Raw genomic sequence first — 22,685 nt, 5'->3', positions numbered from 1 at the left:
CCTAGTCCTGCAAGGAAGAGCGGAGAGGTGATCGATGGGCGCGGCGGGACCCTCCCCCAGCTTCGCGGGGGGACCCCCAGGACCGGTGATGGACCGGGACGAGGTGGACCGTGCGCTGGCGCGCCTCGGCGCCGAGCACGAAGCGATCGAGACGTCGCTCCTCGCCCTTCAGGACCATGCGGGCCGCCGGCTCCTCGAAGGCGCCGAGCTGACCGGCGTCACCAAGGACCGCTGGGCCTCCGCCGAGCAGGCGATCACGCTGCTCTGGGGGTACTTCGACGCGTACAGCGCCGCTCTGAACGACACCCGTGAGCTGCGCGCCCGCAGGCGCTGGCCCAGCCGTGAGGACCTGATGGAGCTGACCGACAGGCTTCGCGGCCGCAGCGTCACGGTCGCCAGCACTGCCGCCCACACCGCGCCGTCCATCACCGGACCCGCCAAGCTCTCCGAGCAGTTCACGCTCGAAGAGCTGGTCGCCCGGATGAACGATCTGTATGCGAGCTCGCTGGACATGGTGGTCACGGCCGACTCGGTGTGGTCCGCGCTGCCCGCCCGGATCGATCTGCTCTCCGCCGAACTGCAGCGCACCCGCTCACTCGCACACTCCGTCGGCGTACGTCCCGGAGAGCACCCGGCGGGGGACGAGCTGGAGTCGATCACCCATGAACTGACCACGCTGCGCGCCCAGGTGATCTCCGACCCGCTCGCCTTCTGGCGGCCCGCGCCCGGCAGTTCGGCCCCGGGCGGCGGACGGCCCGACACCGACCGCTACGACCGGGCGGCGAGAGCCCTTGAGGACATCCGCCGCGAGATCGAGGCGGTGCTCCAGGTCCGGCAGGACTCCGAGGAGCGGCTGCTCCGGCTGCGCGACGTACTCTCGCGCGCCGACCGGACGCTGACCGAGGCCAGGTCCGCGCGCGGCGAGGTGCTGGCGAAGATCGCGGCATCCGAGGTGCCCGCGGTCAGCGGCCCGTCGACCGCGCTCCAGGAGCGGCTCGCCACCGCCGCCGAATACCGCAGGCACTCCCAGTGGCACCGGCTCTCGCCGCTGCTCGAAACCCTGGAGCGCGAGGCGGAGGACGAACTGCTGCGTGCCCGTGAGTCGTTGACGGCCGTGACCGCGCCGCTCGCGGTCCGCGCGGAGCTGCGCGGCCGCCTGGACGCGTACAAGGCGAAGGTGGCCCGGCACGGCATGGCGGAGGACCCGCTGCTGATCGAGCGGTACGACGCGGCCCGCCGGATGCTGTGGAGCGCGCCGTGCGATCTGCGCGTCGCCGAACAGGCGGTGCTGCGCTATCAGCAGGCCGCCGCCGAAGTACTGGTCCCGCGCCAGGCAGGACCGGCCGGGCCCGAGGACCGCAGGGGGGACTCATGAGCGAGAACAAGAAGTGCCAGCGCCCCGGCTGCGAGGGCAGTTACGAGGACATGGGAGGCGGTGAACTGTACTGCGACACCTGCGGGCTCGCGCCCGTCGTCTCGTCGAACGGCATGGTGTCCTCGCAGCCCACCGGCATCACCGGCGGCGGCCGGGACTCCGGCTCCGCGCGCAGCAGTTCACGCTCCTCGCGGGCCTCCGCGCGCTCGTCGACCTCGCGGCGTTCCGTCTCCGGGCGGCTTTCGCGCTCGCTGACCGGGAGCAGCACCTCGTCGCGCTCTGTCTCGGTGCGCAGCTCCGGCACCTCCACGGGCGCGTCGGGCCGCAACCGTCTTGGCGCGGGCCTGGTCTCGGTGCCGGACGTGCCGCGCCCGGAGCCGCGTACGGCGGTGATGGAGAACCCTGAGGTCCCCGAGCGCAAGCGGTTCTGCTCGCGCTCCGACTGCGGGGCGCCGGTGGGCCGTTCGCGCGGGGAGCGTCCCGGGCGTACGGAGGGTTTCTGCACCAAGTGCGGCCACCCGTATTCGTTCGTGCCCAAGCTCGCCGATGGCGACATCGTGCACGGGCAGTACGAAGTGGTGGGCTGCCTTGCCCACGGCGGCCTGGGTTGGGTCTATCTGGCCGTCGACCGCGCGGTCTCCGACCGGTGGGTGGTCCTCAAGGGCCTCCTTGACACGGGCGACCAGGACGCCATGGCCGCGGCCATCTCGGAGCGCCGCTTCCTCGCGGAGATCGAGCACTCCAACATCGTCCGCATCTACAATTTCGTGGAACATCTCGACCAGCGCACCGGCTCCCTCGACGGCTACATCGTCATGGAGTACGTCGGCGGCAAGTCGCTGAAGGAGATCGCCAACGAGCGGCGCGACACGGGCGGCAAGCGGGACCCGCTGCCCGTCGAGCAGGCGTGCGCGTACGGCATCGAGGCGCTGGAGGCGCTCGGTCATCTGCACAGCCGGAACCTGCTGTACTGCGACTTCAAGGTCGACAACGCCATCCAGCAGCAGGACCAGCTCAAGCTCATCGACATGGGCGCGGTCCGCAGGATGGACGACGACGAGTCCGCGATCTACGGCACGGTCGGCTACCAGGCCCCGGAGGTCGCCGAGGTCGGCCCTTCGGTCGCGTCCGACCTGTACACCGTCGCGCGCACGCTGGCCGTGCTGACCTTCGACTTCCAGGGCTACACGAATGTGTTCGTGGACTCCCTGCCGGACCCGGAGAACATCAAGGTCTTCCAGACCTACGAGTCCTTCTACCGGCTGCTGGTGCGGGCGACGGACCCGGACCCGGCGCGCCGGTTCGCCTCGGCACAGGAGATGGCGGAGCAGCTGACGGGGGTGCTGAGGGAGGTCGTCGCGATCCAGACGGGCCGCCCGAGGCCTTCGCTGTCGACTCTGTTCGGTCCTGAACTGCGGGTCACGGACACGCAGTTGTTCGCAGAGCTGACCGGGGACGTGTCGCAGCTGGGCGGGCGTACGGCGGCGGCCGCGGGACGGGGACGTGGCAGGCGGCCGGTGGTCGTGGCGAACGGCTCGGTGGGCACCGGTTCGGTGGGTACCGGTTCGGTGGGTACCGGTTCGGCCGCCCTGGGCGGGCCGGTGGCGAACGGCTCGGGTCCGGTGGCCCATCCCCTGGGCGCCGGAGGTGCCGGATACGGGCACGGCGGAGCCGGGAACGCGGGCGGCGCTCTGGTGCCCGGTGCGCGTGTGGGCGGGGGTCCGGCCCAACTGGGCGCCGGAGGCGCCGGGTATGGGACCGGCGGAGCCGGGAACGCGGGCGCGGTGCCCGCACCGGGCGCCGGGTACGCGGGCGGCGGAGCCGCCGGTACACACGCCCTCGCGCCGCACCTCGCCGCGCTCGACACCCGCGCGACCTCGCTCGCCCTGCCCGTGCCGCGGGTCGATCCGAACGACCCCAACGCCGGTTTCCTGGCCGGTCTGATGGCCTCCGCGCCCGCCGAGCTGATCGCCGCGCTCCACTCCGCGGCCGCGGCCTCCCCGGAGACCCGGCTGCGAGAGCTGCGCGCCCGCCTGGAGATGCGCGAACTCGACTCAGCGACCAGGGCGCTCGCGACCCTGGAGAGCCAGCACCCCGACGACTGGCGGGTCGTCTGGTACCGCGGCCTCACCTCTCTGGTGACTGGGGAGAACGAGGTCGCGGCGCTCTCCTTCGACGCGATCTACGACGCGTTCCCCGGCGAGCCCGCGCCCAAGCTGGCGCTGGGCGTCTGCGCCGAGGTGCTCGGCCAGCTCGACAACGCCGCGGAGTACTACCGCCTGGTCTGGACGACCGACCCGAGCTATGTCAGCGCCGCCTTCGGCCTGGCGCGGGTGCAGCTCGCGGCGGGCGACCGGGCCGGAGCCGTACGCACTCTGGAGTCGGTGCCGGAGGCGTCGATCCACTACACCGCGGCTCGCGTGGCCGCCGTACGGGCGAGGCTGCGGCGACGCGCCGTGCACGACCCGCTCATCGACGACCTGTCGGCGGCCGCGGCGCAGGTGGACGCCCTGAAGGACTTCGGTCTGGATGCGGTACGCCGCGAACAGTTGTCGACAGAAGTACTCGGTACGGCTCTCGACTGGGTACTCTCCGGTAGTCCCGGAGCCCCACCGTCCGTACAGAACGCACCGCAAGCACCGCATGCACTGCACGCACCGGCGCACAGCACGCCGACCGTGCTGCTCGGCAGCGAACTGGACGAGCGCGGCCTGCGCTTCGGACTGGAACGCTCCTACCGGGTGCTCGCCCGGCTCGCCCAGCGCGGCGAGGAGCGGATCGACCTGGTGGAGCGGGCGAACCGCTTCCGCCCCCGGACGTGGGTGTGATTGATGGCATCGCAGATGCACCAGCCGGCCGCCGGGTCGACCTGCCCAAGTTGCGCGGAGCCGCTGGAGACGGGTGACCTCTTCTGCGGTGCGTGCGGACACGACCTCTCGGCCGTGCCCGCGCAGCCGGACGACCGCCCCACCATCGCCATCGGTACGGGGGTCCAGTGGCCGGCGTCGACCGGGACGGACAGCTCGGGCACCTCGGCGCCCACGCAACAGCCCGGCGATCTGCGGGGCAGGGACTCGGGCGGCGGGCGGCTCTCCGCTCCGCCGGCCGTACGGTTCGACCACCGGGCAGGCCATGAGGCGTCGCCGGACGCGTCGCCCGGCGCCCCGGCCGTCCCCGCCCCTGCCGCTGTCCCCGTCCAAGCCACCTCGCCCAGCGTCTCGCCGAGTGTCTCGCCGGGCGGCGACTTCGAGCTGCCCGCCCCCGAGGCGGCACCGGCCGTCGCCGCCGACCCGCGCGCCGTCGACCCCACTCCCCCGGCGGGCACCAAGCTCTGCGTGGCCTGCCGCGCCGGGCATGTCGACACCGACGGCTACTGCGAGAACTGCGGCCACGCCCAGCCCCGCGAGCGCGACCACATGGAGCGTGAGCTCGGCTCGGTCGCCGCGGTCAGCGACCGCGGACTGCGCCACCACCGCAACGAGGACTCGTTCGCGGTCTCCTCCACGGCGTTGCCCGACGGCTCACCGGCCGTCGTCGCGATCGTCTGCGACGGGGTGTCGTCGGCGACCCGCCCCGACGAGGCGTCCGAGGCCGCCGCGAGCGCCGCCAACGAGCTGCTGCTCGAGACCCTGCCGCGCGGCACGCACCCCCAGCAGGCCATGCACGAGGCGATCGTCGCGGCCGCGGACGCGGTCAACTCCCTTGCCGCCGACCCGGGTCAGGGCGAGGCGATGGAGCACGACCCGCACCGCCGTCAGAACGCGCCGGCGTGCACGATCGTCGGCGCGGTCGCGGCAGGCGGTCTGCTGGTCGTCGGCTGGGTCGGCGACAGCCGGGCGTACTGGGTGCCCGACGACCGCAGCGGCCCGCCGGCCCGGCTCACCGAGGACGACTCCTGGGCCGCTCAGATGGTGGCGGCGGGCCTGATGAGCGAGGCCGAGGCGTACGCCGACGAGCGCGCCCACGCCATCACGGGCTGGCTGGGAGCCGATGCGTATGAACTGGAGCCGCACACCGCGTCCTTCAAGCCGGACCGTTCCGGTGTGGTCGTGGTCTGCACGGACGGCCTGTGGAACTACGCGGAGGGCGCCGAGGACATCGCCAGGGCGATCCCTGCTGATGCCGCGGGCAGGCCGCTGCACAGTGCGCAGGTTCTGGTCGGTCATGCCCTCGACGGCGGGGGCCACGACAACGTAACAGTGGCCGTCCTGCCGTTCGCCGTGCCGCAGCAAGGGGCAGGATCGGCCTACAACAAGGCTTGAGCCCCCTTTGTCCGCTTGTCCGCCGAGCTACCCCTTGCCGACCTTCGTGCCGTTTCTCGCTGACCACGTCACCGAGTGACCAAAGACCAACTGACCAACTCTGCCCGAGCGGAGCCTCAAGGAGCCGATTCAGATGGCCGTTTTCTCCAAGTCCCAGGTGCCGCAGTTCTCGGTCGACGTGTACCAGAACGAATACCTGCCCGAGGGCGGCCGCGAAGTGAACGCGATCGTCACCGTCACCTCCACCGGCGGCGGCACCAGCGGCGGGGCACCACTCACGGGCGCTTCGCCCTCCCCCTCCGCCATACCGGGGCAGGCGCCGAGCGCGGCCGTAGTGATCATGGTCGACTGTTCCGGCTCGATGGACTACCCGCCGACCAAGATGCGCAACGCCCGTGATGCCACGGCCGCCGCCATCGACACCCTCCGCGACGGTGTCGCCTTCGCGGTGGTCGCGGGCACGCACCTCGCGACCGAGGTCTTCCCGGGCGGAGGCAAGCTCGCAGTCGCCGATCCGGCGACCCGCGCCCAGGCCAAGGACTCCCTGCGGCGGCTCACCGCGGGCGGCGGCACCGCGATCGGCACCTGGCTGCGGCTGGCCGACCGGCTGCTCGCCACCTCCGATGTCGAGATCCGGCACGGCATCCTGCTCACCGACGGCCGTAACGAGCACGAGTCGCCGGAGGATCTGCGGGCCGCGCTCGAAGCCGTCGCCGGCCGCTTCACCTGCGACGCCCGCGGTGTGGGAACCGACTGGGAGGTCAAGGAGGTCACCGGTATCGCCTCCGCGCTGCTCGGCACGGCGGACATCGTCGCGAACCCTGCCGAGCTGGCCGCGGACTTCACGAGCATGATGGAGAACGCGATGGGCAAGGAGGTCGCGGACGTCGCGCTGCGGCTGTGGACGCCCGTCGGCGTGGAGATCAAGTTCATCAAGCAAGTGGCGCCGACGGTCGAGGAGTTGACCGGGCGGCGCACCGAGGCCGGGCCGCGGGCCGGGGACTATCCCACCGGCTCCTGGGGCGACGAGTCCCGCGATTACCACGTATGTGTGCAGGTGCCGGAGGCAGGGATCGGCCAGGAGATGCTGGCGGCCCGCGTCTCGCTGATCATTCCGGCGACGGACGGCGGCGCTCCGCAGGTGCTGTCGCAGGGTCTTGTACGAGCGGTGTGGACGGACGACATGGCCGCATCCACCTCGATCAACCCCCAGGTCGCGCACTACACGGGCCAGGCCGAACTGGCACAGGTGATCCAGCAGGGCCTGGATGCCCGCAAGTCGGGCGATATCGACGGCGCGACCGCGAAGCTCGGACGTGCGGTGCAGCTCGCGGCCGACTCGGGTAACGAGGACACTGCGAAACTGCTTTCGAAGGTGGTGGACGTCGTCGATGCGGCGACGGGTACTGTGCGACTGAAGGCGAAGGTCGCGGAGGCGGACGAGATGACCCTCGAAACGCGCTCCACCAAGACGGTTCGTGTGAAGAAGTAGCCAGCCAGAAGCACCCGCATTACTGATGTGACACGGCCCCCGGGGCCGGACGAGGAGAGGGGGAAGCGCCGACATGCCGACCTGCCCGAACGGACACCAGTCGGGTTCCGACGACTGGTGCGAGGTCTGTGGCCACCGCATGGCCGGTCCTGGCGCTCCCGCGGGTGCCGTTCCGCCGCCTCCCCCGCCACCGGCCTACGGCTACCCCGGCGCCGGCCTCGGCGACCCGAACGCCACCGCCCAGGCCGAGCTCTGCCCGCAGTGCCGCACCCCGCGCGAGGCCATGGCCCCGTTCTGCGAGGAGTGCAGGTACAACTTCCTCACGCACACGGCGACGTCGTACACCCCGCTGGCTCCGCCCCCGCAGCCGGTCGGCGGGCTGAACCTCCCGCCGGGCTTCCAGGCGCAGCCGGCGCCCGCGCCGCCACCGCCGCCCCCGAATCCGCAGCACCAGCAGCACGATCCGTACGACTACCAGAGCTCGCGGCCCTCGCAGATGAACCGGCCCGCCGAGCCGCTGGTCAACGAGCCGTCGGCGCAGCAGCTGCCTCCCCAGGGCTTCCAGCAGCAGGGGCCGCCGCCTCCGCCGTTCCAGCAGCAGCCGGGTCCGCCCCCGCCGCCCGCGTATCAGCAGCCCGCGCCGCCGCAGCCCCAGCAGACGGGCGGCGGGGACGACTGGATGCTGTCGCCGCCCTCGCAGACGCAGGCACCGCAGCAGCCCCACGCGCCTCAGCCGCAGCAGCCGTTCCAGCAGCAGCCGATGCCGCCGCAGTACGGGCAGCAGCAGGGTCCGCCGCAGGGCCAGTACCAGGCCCCCGCGGGCTGGACCGCCGTCATCGCGCCCGACCGTGAGTACTTCTTGGCGATGATGCAGCGCAGCGGCCCGGACGCGACCGGCCTCAACCTGCCCGCGTACTCCCCCGAGCAGCAGCTCCCGCTCGTCGGCAACCAGATCGCCATCGGCCGCCGCCGGCACTCCACCGGTGAGTCCCCCGACATCGATCTGTCCGTGCCGCCGGAGGACCCGGGCGTTTCGCACCAGCACGCGGTGCTGGTGCAGCAGCCCGACGGCTCGTGGGCGGTCGTCGACCAGAACTCCACCAACGGCACCACGCTCAACGGCGCCGAGGACCCGATCCAGCCCTATGTCCCGATCCCGCTGAACGACGGCGACCGGGTCCATGTCGGAGCCTGGACGACGATCACGATCCGCCGCGGCTAGCGGGAGGCCCCAGAGGCCAGGCGTACGGCCCTTCGGGGTCGTCCAGCCAGGCCCACTGGTGGCACCCGCTGACGGTGACGCCGAAGCGGTCCCGCTGCGGGCGCCGCTCGCGCTCCCACAGCGACAGCGCCTCGTGCGGATCGAGGCTGCCCGCGGTCAGCGTCAGCAGAAAGCGGAACAGTTCGTTCTCGATCGCGCGCCTCGGCAGCCCGCCGGTGTGCCCCTCTCGTGCGGCCTCGCCGCCGCGCAGCGGCACGAAGTACGCGGACGTCCGCAGAAAGCGCCCCTCCGCACTGCGGCCGTGGCTGTCGTCGCGCACCCGCAGGGCGATCAGCCCGGTGGAGAGCGGCGCCAGGATCCGCGCCCCCGGCCGGCACTGCGGCAGCCAGTCGAAGGGCACGGACGGCAGGGTGCAGGTCGCGATGATCCGGTCGAAGGGCGCGCGCTCGGGACAGCCGCGCGCGCCGTCGCCGGTGATCACGGCCGGGTGGTAGCCGGCGCCCGCCAGGTGCGAGCGCGCCGACTCGGTGATCTCCGGTTCCACGTCGATGGTCGTCACCAGCTCGTCGCCGAGCCGGTGGGCGAGCAGGGCCGCGTTGTATCCGGTGCCCGCACCGATCTCCAGGACGGCCTGCCCGTCGCGTACCTCCAGCTCTTCGAGCATCCGCGCCATCAGCGAGGGCTGGCTGCTGGACGAGATCAGCCGGCCGTCGCGGACCCGCGTTGCGAGCGGCCCGTCGTCATACGCGCCCTGCAGCCAGCGGGCCCGCCGCCCAGGATCGGGGTCCTCGCACCACAGCCGCTCGTACGCGCCCTTCCCGAGGCCGTCGCTCGGGACGTGTCCCCGGCTCACGAAGTAGTACGGCACGAACAGATGCCGCGGCACGTCCTCGAACGCCGCCCGCCAGGCCGGATCGGTCAGCCCGCCGTCGGCCATGATCGTCCGCACCAGCGAGCGCCGCGCCTCGGCGGCGGGCTCGGCGAACCGTTCAAGCTCCGTACCCATGCCTCCACTCTCCTGCCCGGCCGCCGCCCAGGCGAGCACCCGACCGTGAATGGTCCTAGGCCTTCCGTACTCGGCCGGTGCGTCTGAGACCATGGAGGCGTGACTGAGATTCCGCGCGGCACCCTTGAGGAGCAGACGTTCTACGAGCAGATCGGCGGCGAGGAGACCTTCAGGCGCCTCGTCCACCGGTTCTACAAGGGCGTCGCCGAGGACCCGCTGCTGCGGCCGATGTACCCGGAGGGGGATCTGGGCCCGGCCGAGGAGCGGCTCACGCTGTTCCTGATCCAGTACTGGGGCGGCCCCCGCACTTACAGCGACAACCGCGGCCACCCGCGGCTGCGGATGCGGCACGCGCCGTTCACCGTCGACCGGGCCGCGCACGACGCCTGGCTGAAGCACATGCATACGGCCGTGGACGAGCTCGGCCTCTCCGAGACGCACCAGCGGCAGCTGTGGGACTACCTCACCTACGCCGCCGCCTCGATGGTGAACGCCGCGGACTAGGGCCTCTCGTTTGGATCAGGCCGGATCAGTGAACGGGACTGGTGCGTGCGATCGCAAGGCGGAGGAAGGAGCCCACGCGGAGCGTCAGCGACTGACGACAACGCAGCGTGGGGGCACCTCCCGTGCCCGAAGGGCTACGGGGGAGTGCGTGCCAGGGCACGCGAGCCCGGCAAGATCCGAACGACAGGCCCAAGCCCGCTGGCGCGTTCGACGCGGGTGTCAGCCGTGCCGGGTGGGCGTGACGCTCAGTCCGCCGAGACCATGCGTGCGTACGGCGATCGACCCGAAGGGCGTACGCAGTCTGAGCCACGCACCCGTGGACAGCAGGGCCACGGGGACACCCGGTCGCAGAAAGCCGAGCGACTGGGCCGCGTGCACGGCGCGCAGGGGCAGCCCGGTGGTGCCGACGGTGCGCGACCAGATCTCGCGCCCGATCCGGTCCCGCTCGGCGCGGGTGCGGCGCTCGGCGGGCAACTGCTCGTCGCGGGTGCGGAATTCGGCAACCGCGGCAGCGACCGCGCCGCGCATCGCGGTCACTTCGGGCAGTCCGGAGAGCTCCCGCCAGCCACCGCGCGGCGGCAGCAGACCGGCCCACGGCGGTCCGGTGACCGGCGCGGGCACGGTGAACTCCGCCCCCGACTCACCGCCCAGGGACTCGAGAAGCTCACCCGCGGAGACGGTCACATCCAGCTCGACCGGGCCGCCGAGCCGTGCCGTACGGATCGCGAGCACCTCGAAGGAGGGCGGACGTCCGAAAACGGCGAGCGCGCCGCTGCCGGCCTGAAGGCGGACGGCGGCGGCGCGGTCGTAGTGGATCAGCCGGGCGAGGAAGGCGGCGAGATCCTCCGCCTCGCTCGCGTCGGCGAAGTGCAGACTCTGCACGGGCACGCTCATGCCGCGAGCGCACCCTCGCCCGCGTCGTCCAGGTACTGCTGGAGGAAGGACTTCTCCTCCGCGCTGATCCGGCGCGGACGCTCGGCAGCGAACTCGTAGGGCACGACGATGGTCGAGGCCCGCACATAGACCTGCGACGAGGGGCCCTCGGCGTCCTTGACCTCGTACGCGATGGTCAGCGACGCCGCGCCTATCTTCGTCACCCACAGCTCGATGACCACCGGCTCGTGCCGGTGGACCAGCGGCCGCTTGTAGTCGATCTCGTGGCGGGCCACGACGGACCCGCCCGAGAACGACGGGGAACCGTCCCCCGGCGCCAGCCGGAACATGAAGTCGATACGCGCCTCTTCCAGGTACCGCAGGAAGACCGCGTTGTTGACGTGCCCGAAGGCGTCCATGTCCGACCAGCGGAGGGGACAGCGGTAGATGTAGCGGGCCATCTGCGAATCAGCCCCGGGTGAGCTTCTTGTAGGTGGCGCGGTGCGGACGGGCCGCGTCCGGGCCGAGCCGCTCGACCTTGTTCTTCTCGTACGACTCGAAGTTGCCCTCGAACCAGAACCACTTGGAGTCGCCCTCGTACGCCAGGATGTGCGTGGCGACGCGGTCGAGGAACCAGCGGTCGTGGGAGACGACCACGGCCGCACCGGGGAACTCGAGCAGGGCGTTCTCCAGGGAGGAGAGCGTCTCGACGTCGAGGTCGTTGGTGGGCTCGTCGAGGAGCAGCAGGTTGCCGCCCTGCTTGAGGGTCAGCGCCAGGTTCAGGCGGTTTCGCTCACCGCCGGACAGGACACCGGCCGGCTTCTGCTGGTCCGGGCCCTTGAAGCCGAACGCCGAGACATAGGCGCGTGACGGCATCTCGACCTGGCCGACGTTGATGTAGTCGAGCTCGTCGGAGACAACGGCCCACAGGGTCTTCTTGGGGTCGATGTTGGCGCGGCTCTGGTCGACGTAGGAGATCTTGACGGTGTCGCCGACCTTGATGACGCCGGAGTCGGGCTCTTCCAGACCCTGGATCATCTTGAAGAGCGTGGTCTTGCCGGCGCCGTTGGGGCCGATGACGCCGACGATGCCGTTACGCGGCAGGGTGAAGCTCAGGTCGTCGATCAGGACCTTGTCACCGAAGGCCTTGGAGAGCTTCTCGACCTCGACGACGACGGAGCCCAGACGCGGGCCCGGCGGGATCTGGATCTCCTCGAAGTCCAGCTTCCGCATCTTGTCGGCCTCGGCGGCCATCTCCTCGTAACGGGCCAGACGGGCCTTGGACTTGGCCTGCCGCCCCTTCGCGTTGGAGCGGACCCACTCGAGCTCTTCCTTCAGACGCTTCTGGCGCTTGGCGTCCTTCGCACCCTCGACCTTGAGACGGGAGGCCTTGTTCTCCAGGTAGGTGGAGTAGTTGCCCTCGTAGGGGTGGGCGCGGCCGCGGTCGAGCTCAAGGATCCACTCGGCGACATTGTCGAGGAAGTACCGGTCGTGGGTGATCGCGACGACGGTGCCGGGGTACTTGGCGAGGTGCGCCTCCAGCCACTGCACGGACTCGGCGTCCAGGTGGTTGGTGGGCTCATCGAGAAGCAGCAGGTCGGGGGCTTCGAGGAGCAGCTTGCAGAGGGCGACGCGGCGCTTCTCACCACCGGAGAGGGTGGTGACGGGCCAGTCGCCGGGCGGGCAGCCGAGGGCGCCCATGGCCTGCTCGAGCTGGGCGTCGAGGTCCCAGGCATTGGCGTGGTCGAGGTCCTCCTGGAGCTTGCCCATCTCCTCCATCAGCGCGTCGGTGTACTCGGTCGCCATCTGCTCGGCGATCTCGTTGAACCGGTTGAGCTTGCCCTTGATCGCGGAGACGCCGTCCTCGACGTTCTCCAGCACCGTCTTGGACTCGTCCAGCGGCGGCTCCTGCAGCAGGATGCCGACCGTGTAGCCGGGCGAGAGGAACGCGTCACCGTTGGAGGGCTGCTCCAGACCGGCCATGATCTTCAGCACGGTGGACTTACCGGCGCCGTTGGGGCCGACCACACCGATCTTCGCACCGGGCAGGAAGCTCAGCGTCACGTCATCGAGGATGACCTTGTCGCCGTGCGCCTTGCGCGTCTTGCGCATCGTGTAGATGTACTCAGCCAAGAGAAACCGTCCGGCAAGAAGAGGGTGGGCAGATACACCCCATCTTGCCGTACGTCCATCCCTGGACGGAAACCGGTCCTCCGGCGCCCCGCGCCCCGACCCACGCATCGGCCCGGCCCTGCCCGCCCATCTGCCCGCCCATCTGCTTGCCCCCGACGGCAACGGCCCCGGCACGCGCACGCGTACCGGGGCCGTCTTCCGCGCGCAGCGTCACGTTGCGCGAGGGCTTGCTCACTCCTCGGTGGGCGTCTCCTTCTTCTTGCGGAGGAAGAAGACCGCGCCGCCGCCGATCACGACCAGCGCGATCGCGATGCCCGCGATCATCGGGGTCGCGCTGGAGCTGCCCGTCTCCGCGAGGTCGCCCTCGAGGCCGCTGGAGGTGCCACCGGCCGAAGCCGGGCTGGGCTGGGACGAGGGGGTGTCCGTCCCCGGGCCCGCGGCGCCGGTGGTCTTGCAGTCCAGCACGCCCTTGAAGTTCTTCTTGAAGCCCTCGGGCCCGGTGATCGTGAAGTCGTACGCCTGGTCCTCGGCGACCGGAATCGTGACGGTCCTGGAAGCCCCGGCCGGGATCGTGTGCTTGAAGCCCATCAGCTCGAAGCTGAAGGGAGCGTCTCCCTTGTTGGCGGCGGTGATGTCCACGCCGCCCTTGGCGCAGTTCTTCTTCGCCGAGAGCGCCGGTATCGCGCCCGCCTTCGCCCAGGTCGCCGTCGCGTCTGCGGAGACCGTGGACTCGCTGGAACCGGCCAGGATCTGGGTCTGGCTCTTGGTCGCCCCGGCGAACGCGCGGCCCACCGGCACGGAGGTGGTGGCCTGCGCGGTCAGCGACGCCGAGCCGTCCACGGCACCGGCCGGGACGTCGAAGTACAGCTGGGCGCCGTTGACGACCGAGGTGAGGGGCTTCCCGGCCCCGTCGGTGATCTTGATTCCGCTGGCTGCCGCGTCGGCCGGCGGGGCCACGGCGACCTGCCCGGCGTCGGTGCGGACCGTGACCGGGCCGAGCCGCCCGCCCGCCTTGCCGGAGACCGCGTTCGGCTCCAGGCTGAGCGAGGCTTTCGGCTCCGCCACGTTCTGGGCCTTGCCCTGCAGCCAGTCCGCGAGCTTCTCCGCGGCGGGGTCGAGCGCGTCGACGTCCGCGTCGTCCGAGTAGCGCCAGATGGCCACCTGGGTGCCGGCCGCCGCAGTGCTCTCGGAGAGCGGCCCGGTGCCCGCCGACTTGGCCAGCGCCGCCAGGTCGTCGACCTGGGGGTAGGAGTGCTGCAGGATCCACCGGATCTTGCCCGCGTCCTTGTTGGTGCCCAGCGAGGTCTGGTTCCAGGGGGTCTCCAGGTACTTCGCCTGGTCCTGGGTCGGGTTGTGGATGTCGATGCAGTACGTCTTCAGCCGGCCGCCGCCGTCGACGGTCATCTCGAAGACCCCGGCTGCTATTTCGTGCTTCTTGCCGTTCGTGCGGAGCACGGCCCGGTCGAAGGTCTTCAGCCCGTCGAGAGTGGCGACGGCGCCACCCTGGTGCTGGACGTCGTTGTCGGCGGCTGCCGAACCCGCGGCCGCCATGGAGCCGGTCGCGATGAGGCCCGACAGCAAAGCCGCGGCAGTAAGACGACGAGCAGCGCCCCGCCTGCGTACAACTGACGCAGAGAACACAGCAAACACAGAATTCCCCTCCGGGCGAGGCCCTATTCGCATGTGACGTGTGGGGGGAGTGCCTCGCCTGCAGACTCAAGTGCCCCGTGAGTACGCGGAAATCCTAGGGACGCGGCGCACCCCAGTCCCCCGTCCTACCGTCAGACAACCATTCCGACTCGGAATCGTTATCGCGGCCTTGCCGTCATCGCCGAATCCCCGTTCCTGAATCGACAAATCTCCACAACTCCTGGTCAGGGCACGGCTACCGGTGCCGCCCTCACCTCGTCGGATCGTTCGCCGGCGTGCTGTTCCGGACGCTCCGCGGAAGTCACCGCCGGACGGGCCGTCAGATTGGGCTCCGCCTTCACCACGCGGCGGAATGCCGAGGTCCCGCGCGTCAGATCGTGTCCCACCGCCACCGCGCCGATCTCCACCGATGCCCTGCGCTGCCCGTCCCGCTCCTCCTCGCGCACCTTCAACCGCCCATGGACGAGAAGCGGTTCACCGACCGAGACCGACCCGACCAGATTTATGGCGAGCGACCGCCAGGCGAAGACCGTGTAGAAGCTGGTGTGCCCGTCCGTCCAGCTTCCGCTCTGCTTGTCCCACCGCCTCGGTGTGACCGCGAATCGGAATCGCGCCATGCCTCCCGCCACCGATTCGCGGTACTCCACATTCGTGGCGACATTGCCCACCAGCGTCACCATCGTGTCGTTCACGACAGCCACCTCCCCGTCCGGTTGCCTGACCGATCTCCATGCTGGACCGGACGGGAAGAAGCCGCAGGCGCCTGTGGACGACCGCGCCTGTGTGGAAAACCCCGTCACCCCAGAAGCCCGGTCACCCCAGAAGCCGTACCGACCCGCCCCCTGCCCCGCCGGAGCCCGTCCCCGCCTTCCCCGACGACACCGTCGCGTACTGCTCCCGCACCTCCCGGTAGCGCATGAGCTCTCCCGCGACCGGATCGAGCACCCTCGCCCGTCCGCACCCGGCCGCCGCCTCCCGCAGCCGTCGTTGCGCGTCCTGCCCGTACCGCCGCGCGGGTCCTCGTACGGCCGCCCCGCACGCCCACTCCACCAGCGGCCCGCCCACGATCCCGGCGACCATCAGCATCGCCGGGACCAGCAGCCCCGGCTCCAGTACGCCGATGATCTGGCCCACCAGCCACAGCCCGCCGTAGATCTGAAGCAGCGTCATCGACGCCTGCGCCAGCACCGCGGCGGGCCACCACGCGGGCCGCAGTGGCCGCCCGCTCGTCGCCGCCGCCTCACGCGCCGCCAGCTCGTCCAGCGCTTCGGGCAGCCCTTCGGCCCCGCGCACAGCAGCCTCGCGCACCGCCTGTGCCCACGGCGCGGGCAGCCCGGACGCCGCCTCGTCCGCGACCGTGCGCACCGCCTGCTCGACCCGCTGCCGCGCCGTGAGCTCGTCCTCCACCGGCGCCGCCGGCTCCGGCAGCCCGCTCCCCGGGGTTCGGGTGCGCTCGTACCAGCGCCACAGCCGCAGCCACGGCGTCCCGCACGCCCGTCCGGCGTTCCTGCGCCACTCGCGCTCCGCCGTCTCACCGGCCGCATTCGCGCCGATCGCCTCGGCGAGCCGGGCGGCGAAGTCCTCGCGCGAGCGCTCGTCGAGACCGGTCCTGCCACTGGCCAGATACACCGCACGCAGCCTGGACGCCGCCGCGTCGACATCGGCGGACAGCCGTCGCGCCGGGGCGTTGCGCTCCTGGACGAACGTGCCGATCAGGTCCCGCAGTTCGTCGATGCCCTCGCCGGTCAGCGCGGAGAGCGAGAGCACGGTGGCTCCCGGCTCGCCGTGTTCGCCCAGTGCCATTCCGTCCTCGTCCAGGAGCCTGCGCAGATCGTCGAGCACCTGGTCGGCGGCCTCGCCGGGCAGCCGGTCCACCTGGTTGAGCACCACGAAGGTGATCTCCGCGTGCCCGGCGAGCGGCCGCAGATACCGCTCGTGCAGCGCGGCGTCCGCGTACTTTTCCGGGTCGACGACCCAGATCACCGCGTCCACCAGTGCCAGTACCCGGTCCACCTGCTCCCGGTGTCTGACCAGGGCGGAGTCATGGTCGGGCAGATCGATGAGCACCAGCCCGGACAGCTCCTCGGCGCCGCCCGCCAGAGGGCGGCGCCGCAGCCTCGGGGGGATGGCGAGCCGGTCGAGCAGCCCGGCCGCGCCCTCCGACCAGGTGCAGGCGATCGGTCCTGTGGTGGTGGGCCTGCGCAGCCCGGTCTCCGAGATCGGCACCTGGGCCAGGGCGTTGAAGAGCGTCGACTTGCCGCTGCCCGTGGCGCCCGCGATGGCGACGACGGTGTGCCTTGAGGAGAGCCGCTGCCGGGCGGCGGCCTCGTCGAGTACGCGTCCCGCCTCGGCGAGTGTCGGCCCGTCCAGCCGGGTCCGCGACAGACCGATGAGTTCGCGCAGGGCGTCGAGGCGTACCCGCAGCGGCCCCACGTACGCCCCGCCGATCGGTACGTGCTCCTCTCCCAGCTCCTCCTCGGTCTCCTCCTGCTCGCTGTCGTCGCGTCCGCCCGCGCGCCGGGCGATCAGCCCGTCGTCCCAGCGGTCCCCGGCCTCGTTCTCGTCGTCAGTGATGGCGGTCAACGCCGTCACCTCTCCTTCTGCAGTACGGACAGCGCGGCGATCAGTTCGGCCTGCGGCTCGGGGGTCACTTGGAGTGCGTCCAGCGGGGCGAGGCGGCGGTCGCGTTCGCCGTGCAGTACGCCGTCGATGTACGTCGCCATGAGCTCACCGCCCTTGTCCCGCAGCCGCAGCGCGCCCTTGGCGCCGATCCGTTCGGCGAGCCGCTCCCCGGCGCCTCGGGCCCGCCGTCCGCCGAGCAGAGCGGCTGCGACCAGTGCAGCGACGGTCTCGGAGTCGGGCGCGAGATTGAGCTCCAGCCTGCGTACCTCTTCGTCGGCGAGTTCCTCCAGCTCGCGCCTCCAGCGGCGTACGGCCATCCCGATCCGCTCCGCCGATTCCAGATCCGGCCGCCCACGGACGACGACCGCCCCGGCGGCGGGCTCGCGCCGCCACGCCTCCTGGACGCGTTCGTCGGCGGCTGCGACGGCGCACTGCAGCAGCGCGGACAGGCTGCCGACCAGGGCGTCCAGCAGCTCGCCCGCGGAGCTGTCGCGCGGAAAGCCCCGCCAGCGCGTCCGCGCGTCGCCCGCGAGGACCGCGCCGCTCAGGAGCTGCTGACGTACGCGCTCGCGCTCCTTGTCGTACCCGTCCTCGACCGCGCCCGTGAGCCGTACTGCCGCGGCGTACTGCCCCGCCACCGCCGCCGCGAGCTCCGGCATCCGGGCGTTGAGCGAATCGATCACGCCCGAAGCGGTACGTGCCAGGGCCTGCTGGCGGGCCGCCGGATCCTGTACCCGGTGCGCCAGCCAGGCGAAGAGGGGGGCCACGGCGGTGGTGGGCAGCAGCCCGCTGCCGCCGCCCGCCGACTCGGGCAGCTCGGGGATCGTGAACCGCGGCACCTCGCCGAGTCCTGCCTTCGTCAGCAGCGCCGCGTACTGCCGCGAGACATCCGCGATGACCTGGTGCGGCACCCGGTCGAGCACGGTCACCAGCGTGGCGTCGTACTCCTTGGCGGTACGCAGCAGATGCCACGGGACCGCGTCCGCGTACCGCGAGGCCGTCGTCACCATCACCCACACATCGGCGGCGCAGATCAACTCGGCGGCCAGCAGCCGGTTCTCGACGACGAGCGAGTCGATGTCGGGCGCGTCGAGCAGTGCGAGCCCGCGGGGCAGGCTGGCGGCAGTCTCGACGCGCAGGGAGTTCTCCTCGTCGGCCTCGCGCCCGCTGTCCTGTCCCCCTTCGGTCTCTTCCTGCTGAGGCAGCCATACGCGGGTGAGATGCGGCAGGACCCGCATCCCCGCGAACCAGTGGTGATCGTCGGGGTGGCAGACGAGCACGGGCGTGCGGGTGGTCGGCCGCAGCACCCCCGCCTCGCTGACCCGACGCCCCACAAGGGAGTTGACGAGGGTCGACTTCCCGGCCCCGGTGGATCCGCCGACGACGGCGAGAAGCGGCGCTTCGGGCTCCTTGAGCCGGGGCACGAGATAGTCGTCGAGCTGTGCGAGGAGCTCGGCACGGGTCTGCCGTGCCCGCGGCGCACCGGGAAGGGGAAGAGGGAGACGCACGGCGGCGACACGGTCGCGGAGGGCGGAGAGTGCGTCGATCAGCTGAGGCCGTGCATCCAAGGTCACCACATGCGAAGAATGCCCAACTTTAGTGGCTTTTTGAAGCGTATAGCCCTCCCTGCGCGCCGGTCGGACAGACGCGACAGATGGGGCGAGTGGGGCGCAGGCATAACGAGTGCACAACACCCGAGAGCGTGAGGCGCCAAAAGCGGTGCGTGAATCGCACCTGCCTGCGATTATCGGTTCGCTTCACTGAACCTACACATCGTGCCACGCAGGTGAAGCAACCGGGTCAAGGCGATCGGAGCCCTATCCTTGTCCCGGCAAGGTCACGGAACCGCCTGACGAGGGCTCCAGGCCACCGAGGTCCACCATCCGGCCCCCGTAGCTCAGTGGATAGAGCAGGCGCCTTCTAAGCGCTTGGCCGCAGGTTCGAGTCCTGCCGGGGGCGCTCTTCGCGACCGATGTACGGCCCTCCACCGCGGAGGGCCTTTTTTCGCGGGTTTTTCGCAGGTCTGCGGCACTCTAGCGGGAGCGGCGTTGAGACGGGATAAACAGGGCAGAAACCGGCCACCCGTCCGGCTCATACGCTCTGCGCGCGTCATGGTTGGGCGGGGACGCCGCAAAGCATGGGCAAAGCCGGCTCCAGCAGGAAGTTGATCTTCTAGGATCCCTGAGGCCTGTACTCCGAGGTCTTTCCCTCGCGTGCTGCCGCTCGACCAATCTCATGATCGTGACCTGGGGGATCCTCCATGCCCAAATCCGTCCTGCTCAACTGGGGCCCGACCATCCTGTTCAGCGTGCTGCTGCCCTGGGTGACGTACGGAATCCTCACCGATCACGGCGTGGCGCCGGTGACGGCGCTCTTCATCATCGCCGGGTGGCCCCTGGTGGAGGTGGGGATCTTCTTCGCGATCAATCGTCGCATCGACGAGTTCGGGGTGATGATCCTGATCGTGCTGCTGCTGAGCGCCGTGAGTGCGTTCGCCTTCAAGAGCGAGAAGCTCGTCTTCGTCAAGGACTCCGCGCTGACCGGCCTGCTGGGGCTCGCATTCCTGGGATCGCTGCTGATGACGCGACCGATGATCTTCTACTTCGGGCGGAAGTTCGCGACCGACGGGACCGCGGAGGGCATCGCGCGCTGGAACGGCTTCTGGGACGCGTACCCCGGCTTCCGCAGCACCCAGCGACGGCTGACCGTCATCTGGGGCGTGGCGTTCCTGACCGAGTCCGCGGTGCGCATTGCGCTCACGTACATGCTCGACACCGGGACCATGGTCGGGGTGACGAACGTGCTGCCGTTCGTGGTGCTTGCCGGGCTCATGACGTACACGATCCAGACCGGGAAGAAGGGGCGGGCCAGGATGGCCGCCGCACAGCAGCAGCAGGAGCCCGGGGCAGCCTGAACGCCCCCGGGCCCGTGCTGGTGCGGATCAGTACCTCGGCTTACGGGTGAGGGCCAGGCCCGCGACGAGGAACAGCACGCCGATCGCGCCCGCGATGACCGCTTCGGTGGTCGCCGCGGGCCTTTCGCTTGCGTCGAGGACCGCGGTGACCAGGCCGGCGACTCCGCTGATGTAGCAGAAGATCGTGATGAAGATCTTGAGGTTGGGGTGCATGGAGCATTCCTTTCTGAGGGGGGTGGTTAGGGGGCGGTCCCTGCCGCGGTGAAGCCGAGCAGCATCACCCAGGCGTCCGGGTCCTTGCGGAAGCGGTTCCAGCGGTCGGCGGCCAGGGCCAGTTCGGGGAAGGTGAGCACCCCGGCGGCGACCAGGGGTTCGAGGCGCTGCGGCCCGAGGTGCGGGGCGAACATCTCGGTCGGAAGGTCGTCGTTCGTGGTGGCGAACGGGCGCAGGGCGATGTCCGTGCAGCCCGCGCCGCGCAGCAGCCGGGTGAGACGGCGGCCGATCGACCGGTCTCCTCCCGCCTGCTCCTGTGCGCGGGCGATCTTCGCGTGGATGGGGGCGAGTTCGGGGTAGGCAGGGTCGGCCAGGCCCCAGCAGGAGCTGTCCACCTCGGTGACGACGATCGTGCCGCCGGGACGCAGCACCCGCAGCGCCTCCGCGACGACCGCCGCCGGGTCCGCGACGTGCTGGAGGACATAGCGGAGCAGGACGCATCCGGCGCTGCCGTCCTCCAGCGGGAGGCCGGCGGCGTCGGCGACCATGAGTTCGGCGCCCGAGTCCGCCGCGTGGGAGAGCAGTTCGCCGTCGATGTCCGCGGCGATGAGGGGAAGGGCGGGGAAGGCCGAGCGGAGGCGTCGGGTGATCGCGCCGGATCCGGCGCCGAGTTCCAGCAGGGGGGCGTTCGCGGTGGCGCCGCCGATGCCCAACTCCCCCAGAATGCGGAGCTCTTCGGCGAAGGACAGCTCGGCCTGGGCTTCGAGCCGGGCGAGTTCGGCGGTCAGGCCCCCTCCGGTCGTACGGGCCGGGTCGTACGAGCCGCCGACGGGCCGGGGCCGGGCGGGGGCGCTCATCGGGTCACCGCCAGCATGCTCATGCCGTGCCGCGGGCGCAGGGTGACAAGTGCCTCCGGCTCGACGGGGTGGCCGGGCACCAGTGCGAGCCGCAGCGACTGCATCAGGACGGCCAGGACGAGGGTGGCTTCGGCCATCGCGAAGTGCTGTCCTATGCAGATGCGGTCGCCGCCGCCGAAGGGGAGATAGAGGTGGCTGGGCAGTTCCGCGTCCGCGAAGCGGTCGGGGCGGAACTCCTCGGGCGCGTCCCAGAATTCGGGGTGGCGGTGCAGGACCCACTGACTGACGCAGATCAGGGTGCCGGGCGCGACGTCGTAGCCGCCGATGGTGTCGGGGCCGACGGCACGCCGGGAGATCAGCCATACGGGCGGGTAGAGGCGCATCGCCTCCTGGATCGCCCGTCGGCACAGCGGGAGCCGGGAGAGGTCGGCGGCGGTCGGCGTACGGCCGCCGAGGACCCGGTCGACCTCGTCGCGGAGCCGCTCGGCCTCCTCGGGGTGGCGGTCGAGGAGATAGAGCGTCCAGGTCAGGGATTTCGCGGTGGTCTCATGACCGGCCATGACGAGGGTGAGGACCTGGTCGCGCAGGTCGGTGTCGGACAGCGCGTCCACTCCGGGACGGCCGGAGCCGAGCATGGTGTCGAGCAGAGTCGCGGGTCCGCCGCCGGCCGAGCCGCCCGCCCGCCGGCTCGCGATGATCATGCGGGTGATTCCGTCGAGGAACATCCGTGCGCGCAGGAAGCCCTGCCGGCGCAGTGCGGTGTCCTGCGGGTCGGGGTCGTCGGCCGGTACGTAGTGCCCGATGAAGCGGTTGACCGCGTCCACCGCGCGGCCGAATCCCTCCCCCGTGCCCTCGGTGTCGGCGCCGAGTATCGAGCGGGTGAGGACGGCGAGGGTCAGCCCGGTCAGCTGGTGATCGACGGCGATCGGGGTGGAGGCGGCGGCCGCGGTGCGCCAGCGGTCCACGAGGGCGTGCGTGGCGTCGGTGATGATCGCGTCGAAGGTCCGTACGGCACTGGGCCGGAACGCCGGTGCGCACAGCCTGCGTTGCCGGGCCCACTCCTCGCCGTCGCTCGTCAGCAGACCGTTTCCGAGCAGCGGGCGGAGCATGTGGTCGTCGGGCGTGTTCTCCTTCGTGTAGTTGGCCCCGTTGTCCTTCAGTACGTGCCGGACGTGGTCGGGGTGGTTCAGCAGGTAGACGGTGTCGCCGTCGGCCTGGTGCCGGGTGATGTCCCCGTACGTACGGGCGAGTCCGGTGATGAACTCCAGTGGCGCGGTGCGCATGCGGCGCATGTCCACCTCCCCCGGCGGGCCCGGGGGAAGAAGACTGTCTCGGACTCGGTCGAGTCGGGTCGGCACGGTGCTGCCACCTCCTGTTCGGTATGCGTGGCGCGTCGGTTACGTATGCGCCCCATACGCAAGGGAAATACGTAAGCAGAATGCGTAACCGGCCCCAGAAATACGTGATGCCGAGTGCCGCATACGTAACTGCATTACGTATGGAGCGATCTCGACTGCACGCAAGATACCGCAGCGACTAAGGGCACTCAATACCTACTGGAC

The 22,685-nt window shown here is 71.0% G+C and carries 18 protein-coding genes and 1 tRNA gene; 8 read left to right on the top strand and 11 right to left on the bottom strand.

All coding sequences use genetic code 11. From position 1 onward, the window contains the following. Window positions 1-34: 34 nt before the first annotated feature. The 5 genes from ABZS64_RS14785 to ABZS64_RS14765 all read left to right on the top strand — a co-directional run bounded on the left by ABZS64_RS14785 (window position 35) and on the right by ABZS64_RS14765 (window position 8,351). On the top strand, window positions 35-1,375 hold the full coding sequence (locus tag ABZS64_RS14785; protein WP_355828327.1) for a hypothetical protein: 1,341 nt from the start codon (window positions 35-37) through the stop codon (window positions 1,373-1,375). Next, entirely contained in the window at window positions 1,372-4,203 is a 2,832-nt protein-coding gene (locus ABZS64_RS14780) for a tetratricopeptide repeat protein (RefSeq protein ID WP_355828324.1), read from the top strand. Before ABZS64_RS14785 ends, ABZS64_RS14780 begins: the two co-directional genes overlap by 4 nt. Next, window positions 4,204-5,637: a PP2C family serine/threonine-protein phosphatase gene (locus ABZS64_RS14775; RefSeq protein ID WP_355828321.1), complete on the top strand. Its 1,434-nt coding sequence runs from the start codon at window positions 4,204-4,206 to the stop codon at window positions 5,635-5,637. A 133-nt stretch (window positions 5,638-5,770) separates the two neighbouring features. After that, window positions 5,771-7,129 (top strand): VWA domain-containing protein, encoded by a 1,359-nt coding sequence (locus ABZS64_RS14770; RefSeq protein WP_355828319.1) that lies wholly within the window; start codon window positions 5,771-5,773, stop codon window positions 7,127-7,129. 73 nt (window positions 7,130-7,202) lie between these two features. Next, on the top strand, window positions 7,203-8,351 hold the full coding sequence (locus ABZS64_RS14765) for an FHA domain-containing protein (RefSeq protein ID WP_355828316.1): 1,149 nt from the start codon (window positions 7,203-7,205) through the stop codon (window positions 8,349-8,351). Here the strand turns inward: ABZS64_RS14765 and ABZS64_RS14760 are convergent. Beyond that, window positions 8,332-9,357 carry a methyltransferase domain-containing protein gene (locus ABZS64_RS14760; protein WP_355828313.1) on the bottom strand — a complete coding sequence of 342 codons (1,026 nt, stop codon included), beginning with the start codon at window positions 9,355-9,357 and terminating at the stop codon, window positions 8,332-8,334. The genes ABZS64_RS14765 and ABZS64_RS14760 overlap by 20 nt on opposite strands. A gap of 99 nt (window positions 9,358-9,456) precedes the next feature. Between ABZS64_RS14760 and ABZS64_RS14755 the strand changes: the two genes are divergently transcribed. Further along, window positions 9,457-9,861, top strand: a complete 405-nt coding sequence (locus ABZS64_RS14755) for a globin (protein WP_355828311.1) — start codon at window positions 9,457-9,459, stop codon at window positions 9,859-9,861. A gap of 219 nt (window positions 9,862-10,080) precedes the next feature. On the opposite strand, the gene ABZS64_RS14750 is transcribed toward ABZS64_RS14755, so the two are convergent. From ABZS64_RS14750 to ABZS64_RS14720, 7 genes are all read right to left on the bottom strand, one after another. Further along, complete coding sequence (locus tag ABZS64_RS14750; RefSeq protein ID WP_355828308.1) at window positions 10,081-10,755, bottom strand: hypothetical protein; 675 nt, start codon at window positions 10,753-10,755, stop codon at window positions 10,081-10,083. Continuing rightward, window positions 10,752-11,195, bottom strand: a complete 444-nt coding sequence (locus ABZS64_RS14745; RefSeq protein ID WP_355828305.1) for a thioesterase family protein — start codon at window positions 11,193-11,195, stop codon at window positions 10,752-10,754. The genes ABZS64_RS14750 and ABZS64_RS14745 overlap by 4 nt, the downstream gene beginning before the upstream one ends. A 7-nt stretch (window positions 11,196-11,202) precedes the next feature. Continuing rightward, the gene (gene ettA / locus ABZS64_RS14740) at window positions 11,203-12,867 is read right to left on the bottom strand and encodes an energy-dependent translational throttle protein EttA (protein ID WP_355828302.1); all 1,665 of its coding nucleotides are present in this window, start codon (window positions 12,865-12,867) and stop codon (window positions 11,203-11,205) included. Window positions 12,868-13,098: 231 nt separating this feature from the next. Beyond that, on the bottom strand, window positions 13,099-14,550 hold the full coding sequence (locus tag ABZS64_RS14735; protein ID WP_355828299.1) for an LAETG motif-containing sortase-dependent surface protein: 1,452 nt from the start codon (window positions 14,548-14,550) through the stop codon (window positions 13,099-13,101). 191 nt (window positions 14,551-14,741) lie between these two features. Further along, window positions 14,742-15,209, bottom strand: a complete 468-nt coding sequence (locus ABZS64_RS14730; RefSeq protein WP_355828296.1) for a single-stranded DNA-binding protein — start codon at window positions 15,207-15,209, stop codon at window positions 14,742-14,744. A gap of 121 nt (window positions 15,210-15,330) precedes the next feature. Next, on the bottom strand, window positions 15,331-17,100 hold the full coding sequence (locus tag ABZS64_RS14725) for a GTPase (protein ID WP_355828293.1): 1,770 nt from the start codon (window positions 17,098-17,100) through the stop codon (window positions 15,331-15,333). A 5-nt stretch (window positions 17,101-17,105) separates the two neighbouring features. Beyond that, window positions 17,106-18,707, bottom strand: coding sequence for a dynamin family protein (locus ABZS64_RS14720; RefSeq protein WP_355828290.1), 1,602 nt, complete (start codon window positions 18,705-18,707; stop codon window positions 17,106-17,108). Between the two features lie 318 nt (window positions 18,708-19,025). On the opposite strand from ABZS64_RS14720, the gene ABZS64_RS14715 reads away from it, so the two are divergent. Then, window positions 19,026-19,098, top strand: a tRNA-Arg gene (locus ABZS64_RS14715). A gap of 301 nt (window positions 19,099-19,399) precedes the next feature. Continuing rightward, a complete protein-coding gene (locus ABZS64_RS14710) occupies window positions 19,400-20,053 on the top strand; it encodes a VC0807 family protein (protein ID WP_355828287.1) in 654 nt (217 codons plus the stop codon). Window positions 20,054-20,080: 27 nt separating this feature from the next. On the opposite strand, the gene ABZS64_RS14705 is transcribed toward ABZS64_RS14710, so the two are convergent. Genes ABZS64_RS14705 through ABZS64_RS14695 form a run of 3 tightly spaced genes read right to left on the bottom strand, consistent with a single transcriptional unit; the run spans window position 20,081 to window position 22,415 of the window. Beyond that, complete coding sequence (locus ABZS64_RS14705; RefSeq protein WP_355828284.1) at window positions 20,081-20,266, bottom strand: hypothetical protein; 186 nt, start codon at window positions 20,264-20,266, stop codon at window positions 20,081-20,083. 26 nt (window positions 20,267-20,292) lie between these two features. Beyond that, on the bottom strand, window positions 20,293-21,123 hold the full coding sequence (locus ABZS64_RS14700) for a methyltransferase domain-containing protein (RefSeq protein WP_355828282.1): 831 nt from the start codon (window positions 21,121-21,123) through the stop codon (window positions 20,293-20,295). Beyond that, window positions 21,120-22,415, bottom strand: a complete 1,296-nt coding sequence (locus ABZS64_RS14695) for a cytochrome P450 (protein WP_355828279.1) — start codon at window positions 22,413-22,415, stop codon at window positions 21,120-21,122. The genes ABZS64_RS14700 and ABZS64_RS14695 overlap by 4 nt, the downstream gene beginning before the upstream one ends. Window positions 22,416-22,685 lie beyond the last annotated feature (270 nt).

It is taken from the genome of Streptomyces sp. NPDC005408 (assembly GCF_040606445.1).
Lineage (GTDB): Bacteria > Actinomycetota > Actinomycetes > Streptomycetales > Streptomycetaceae > Streptomyces.
This window is presented reverse-complemented; position numbering and strand designations above follow the sequence as displayed.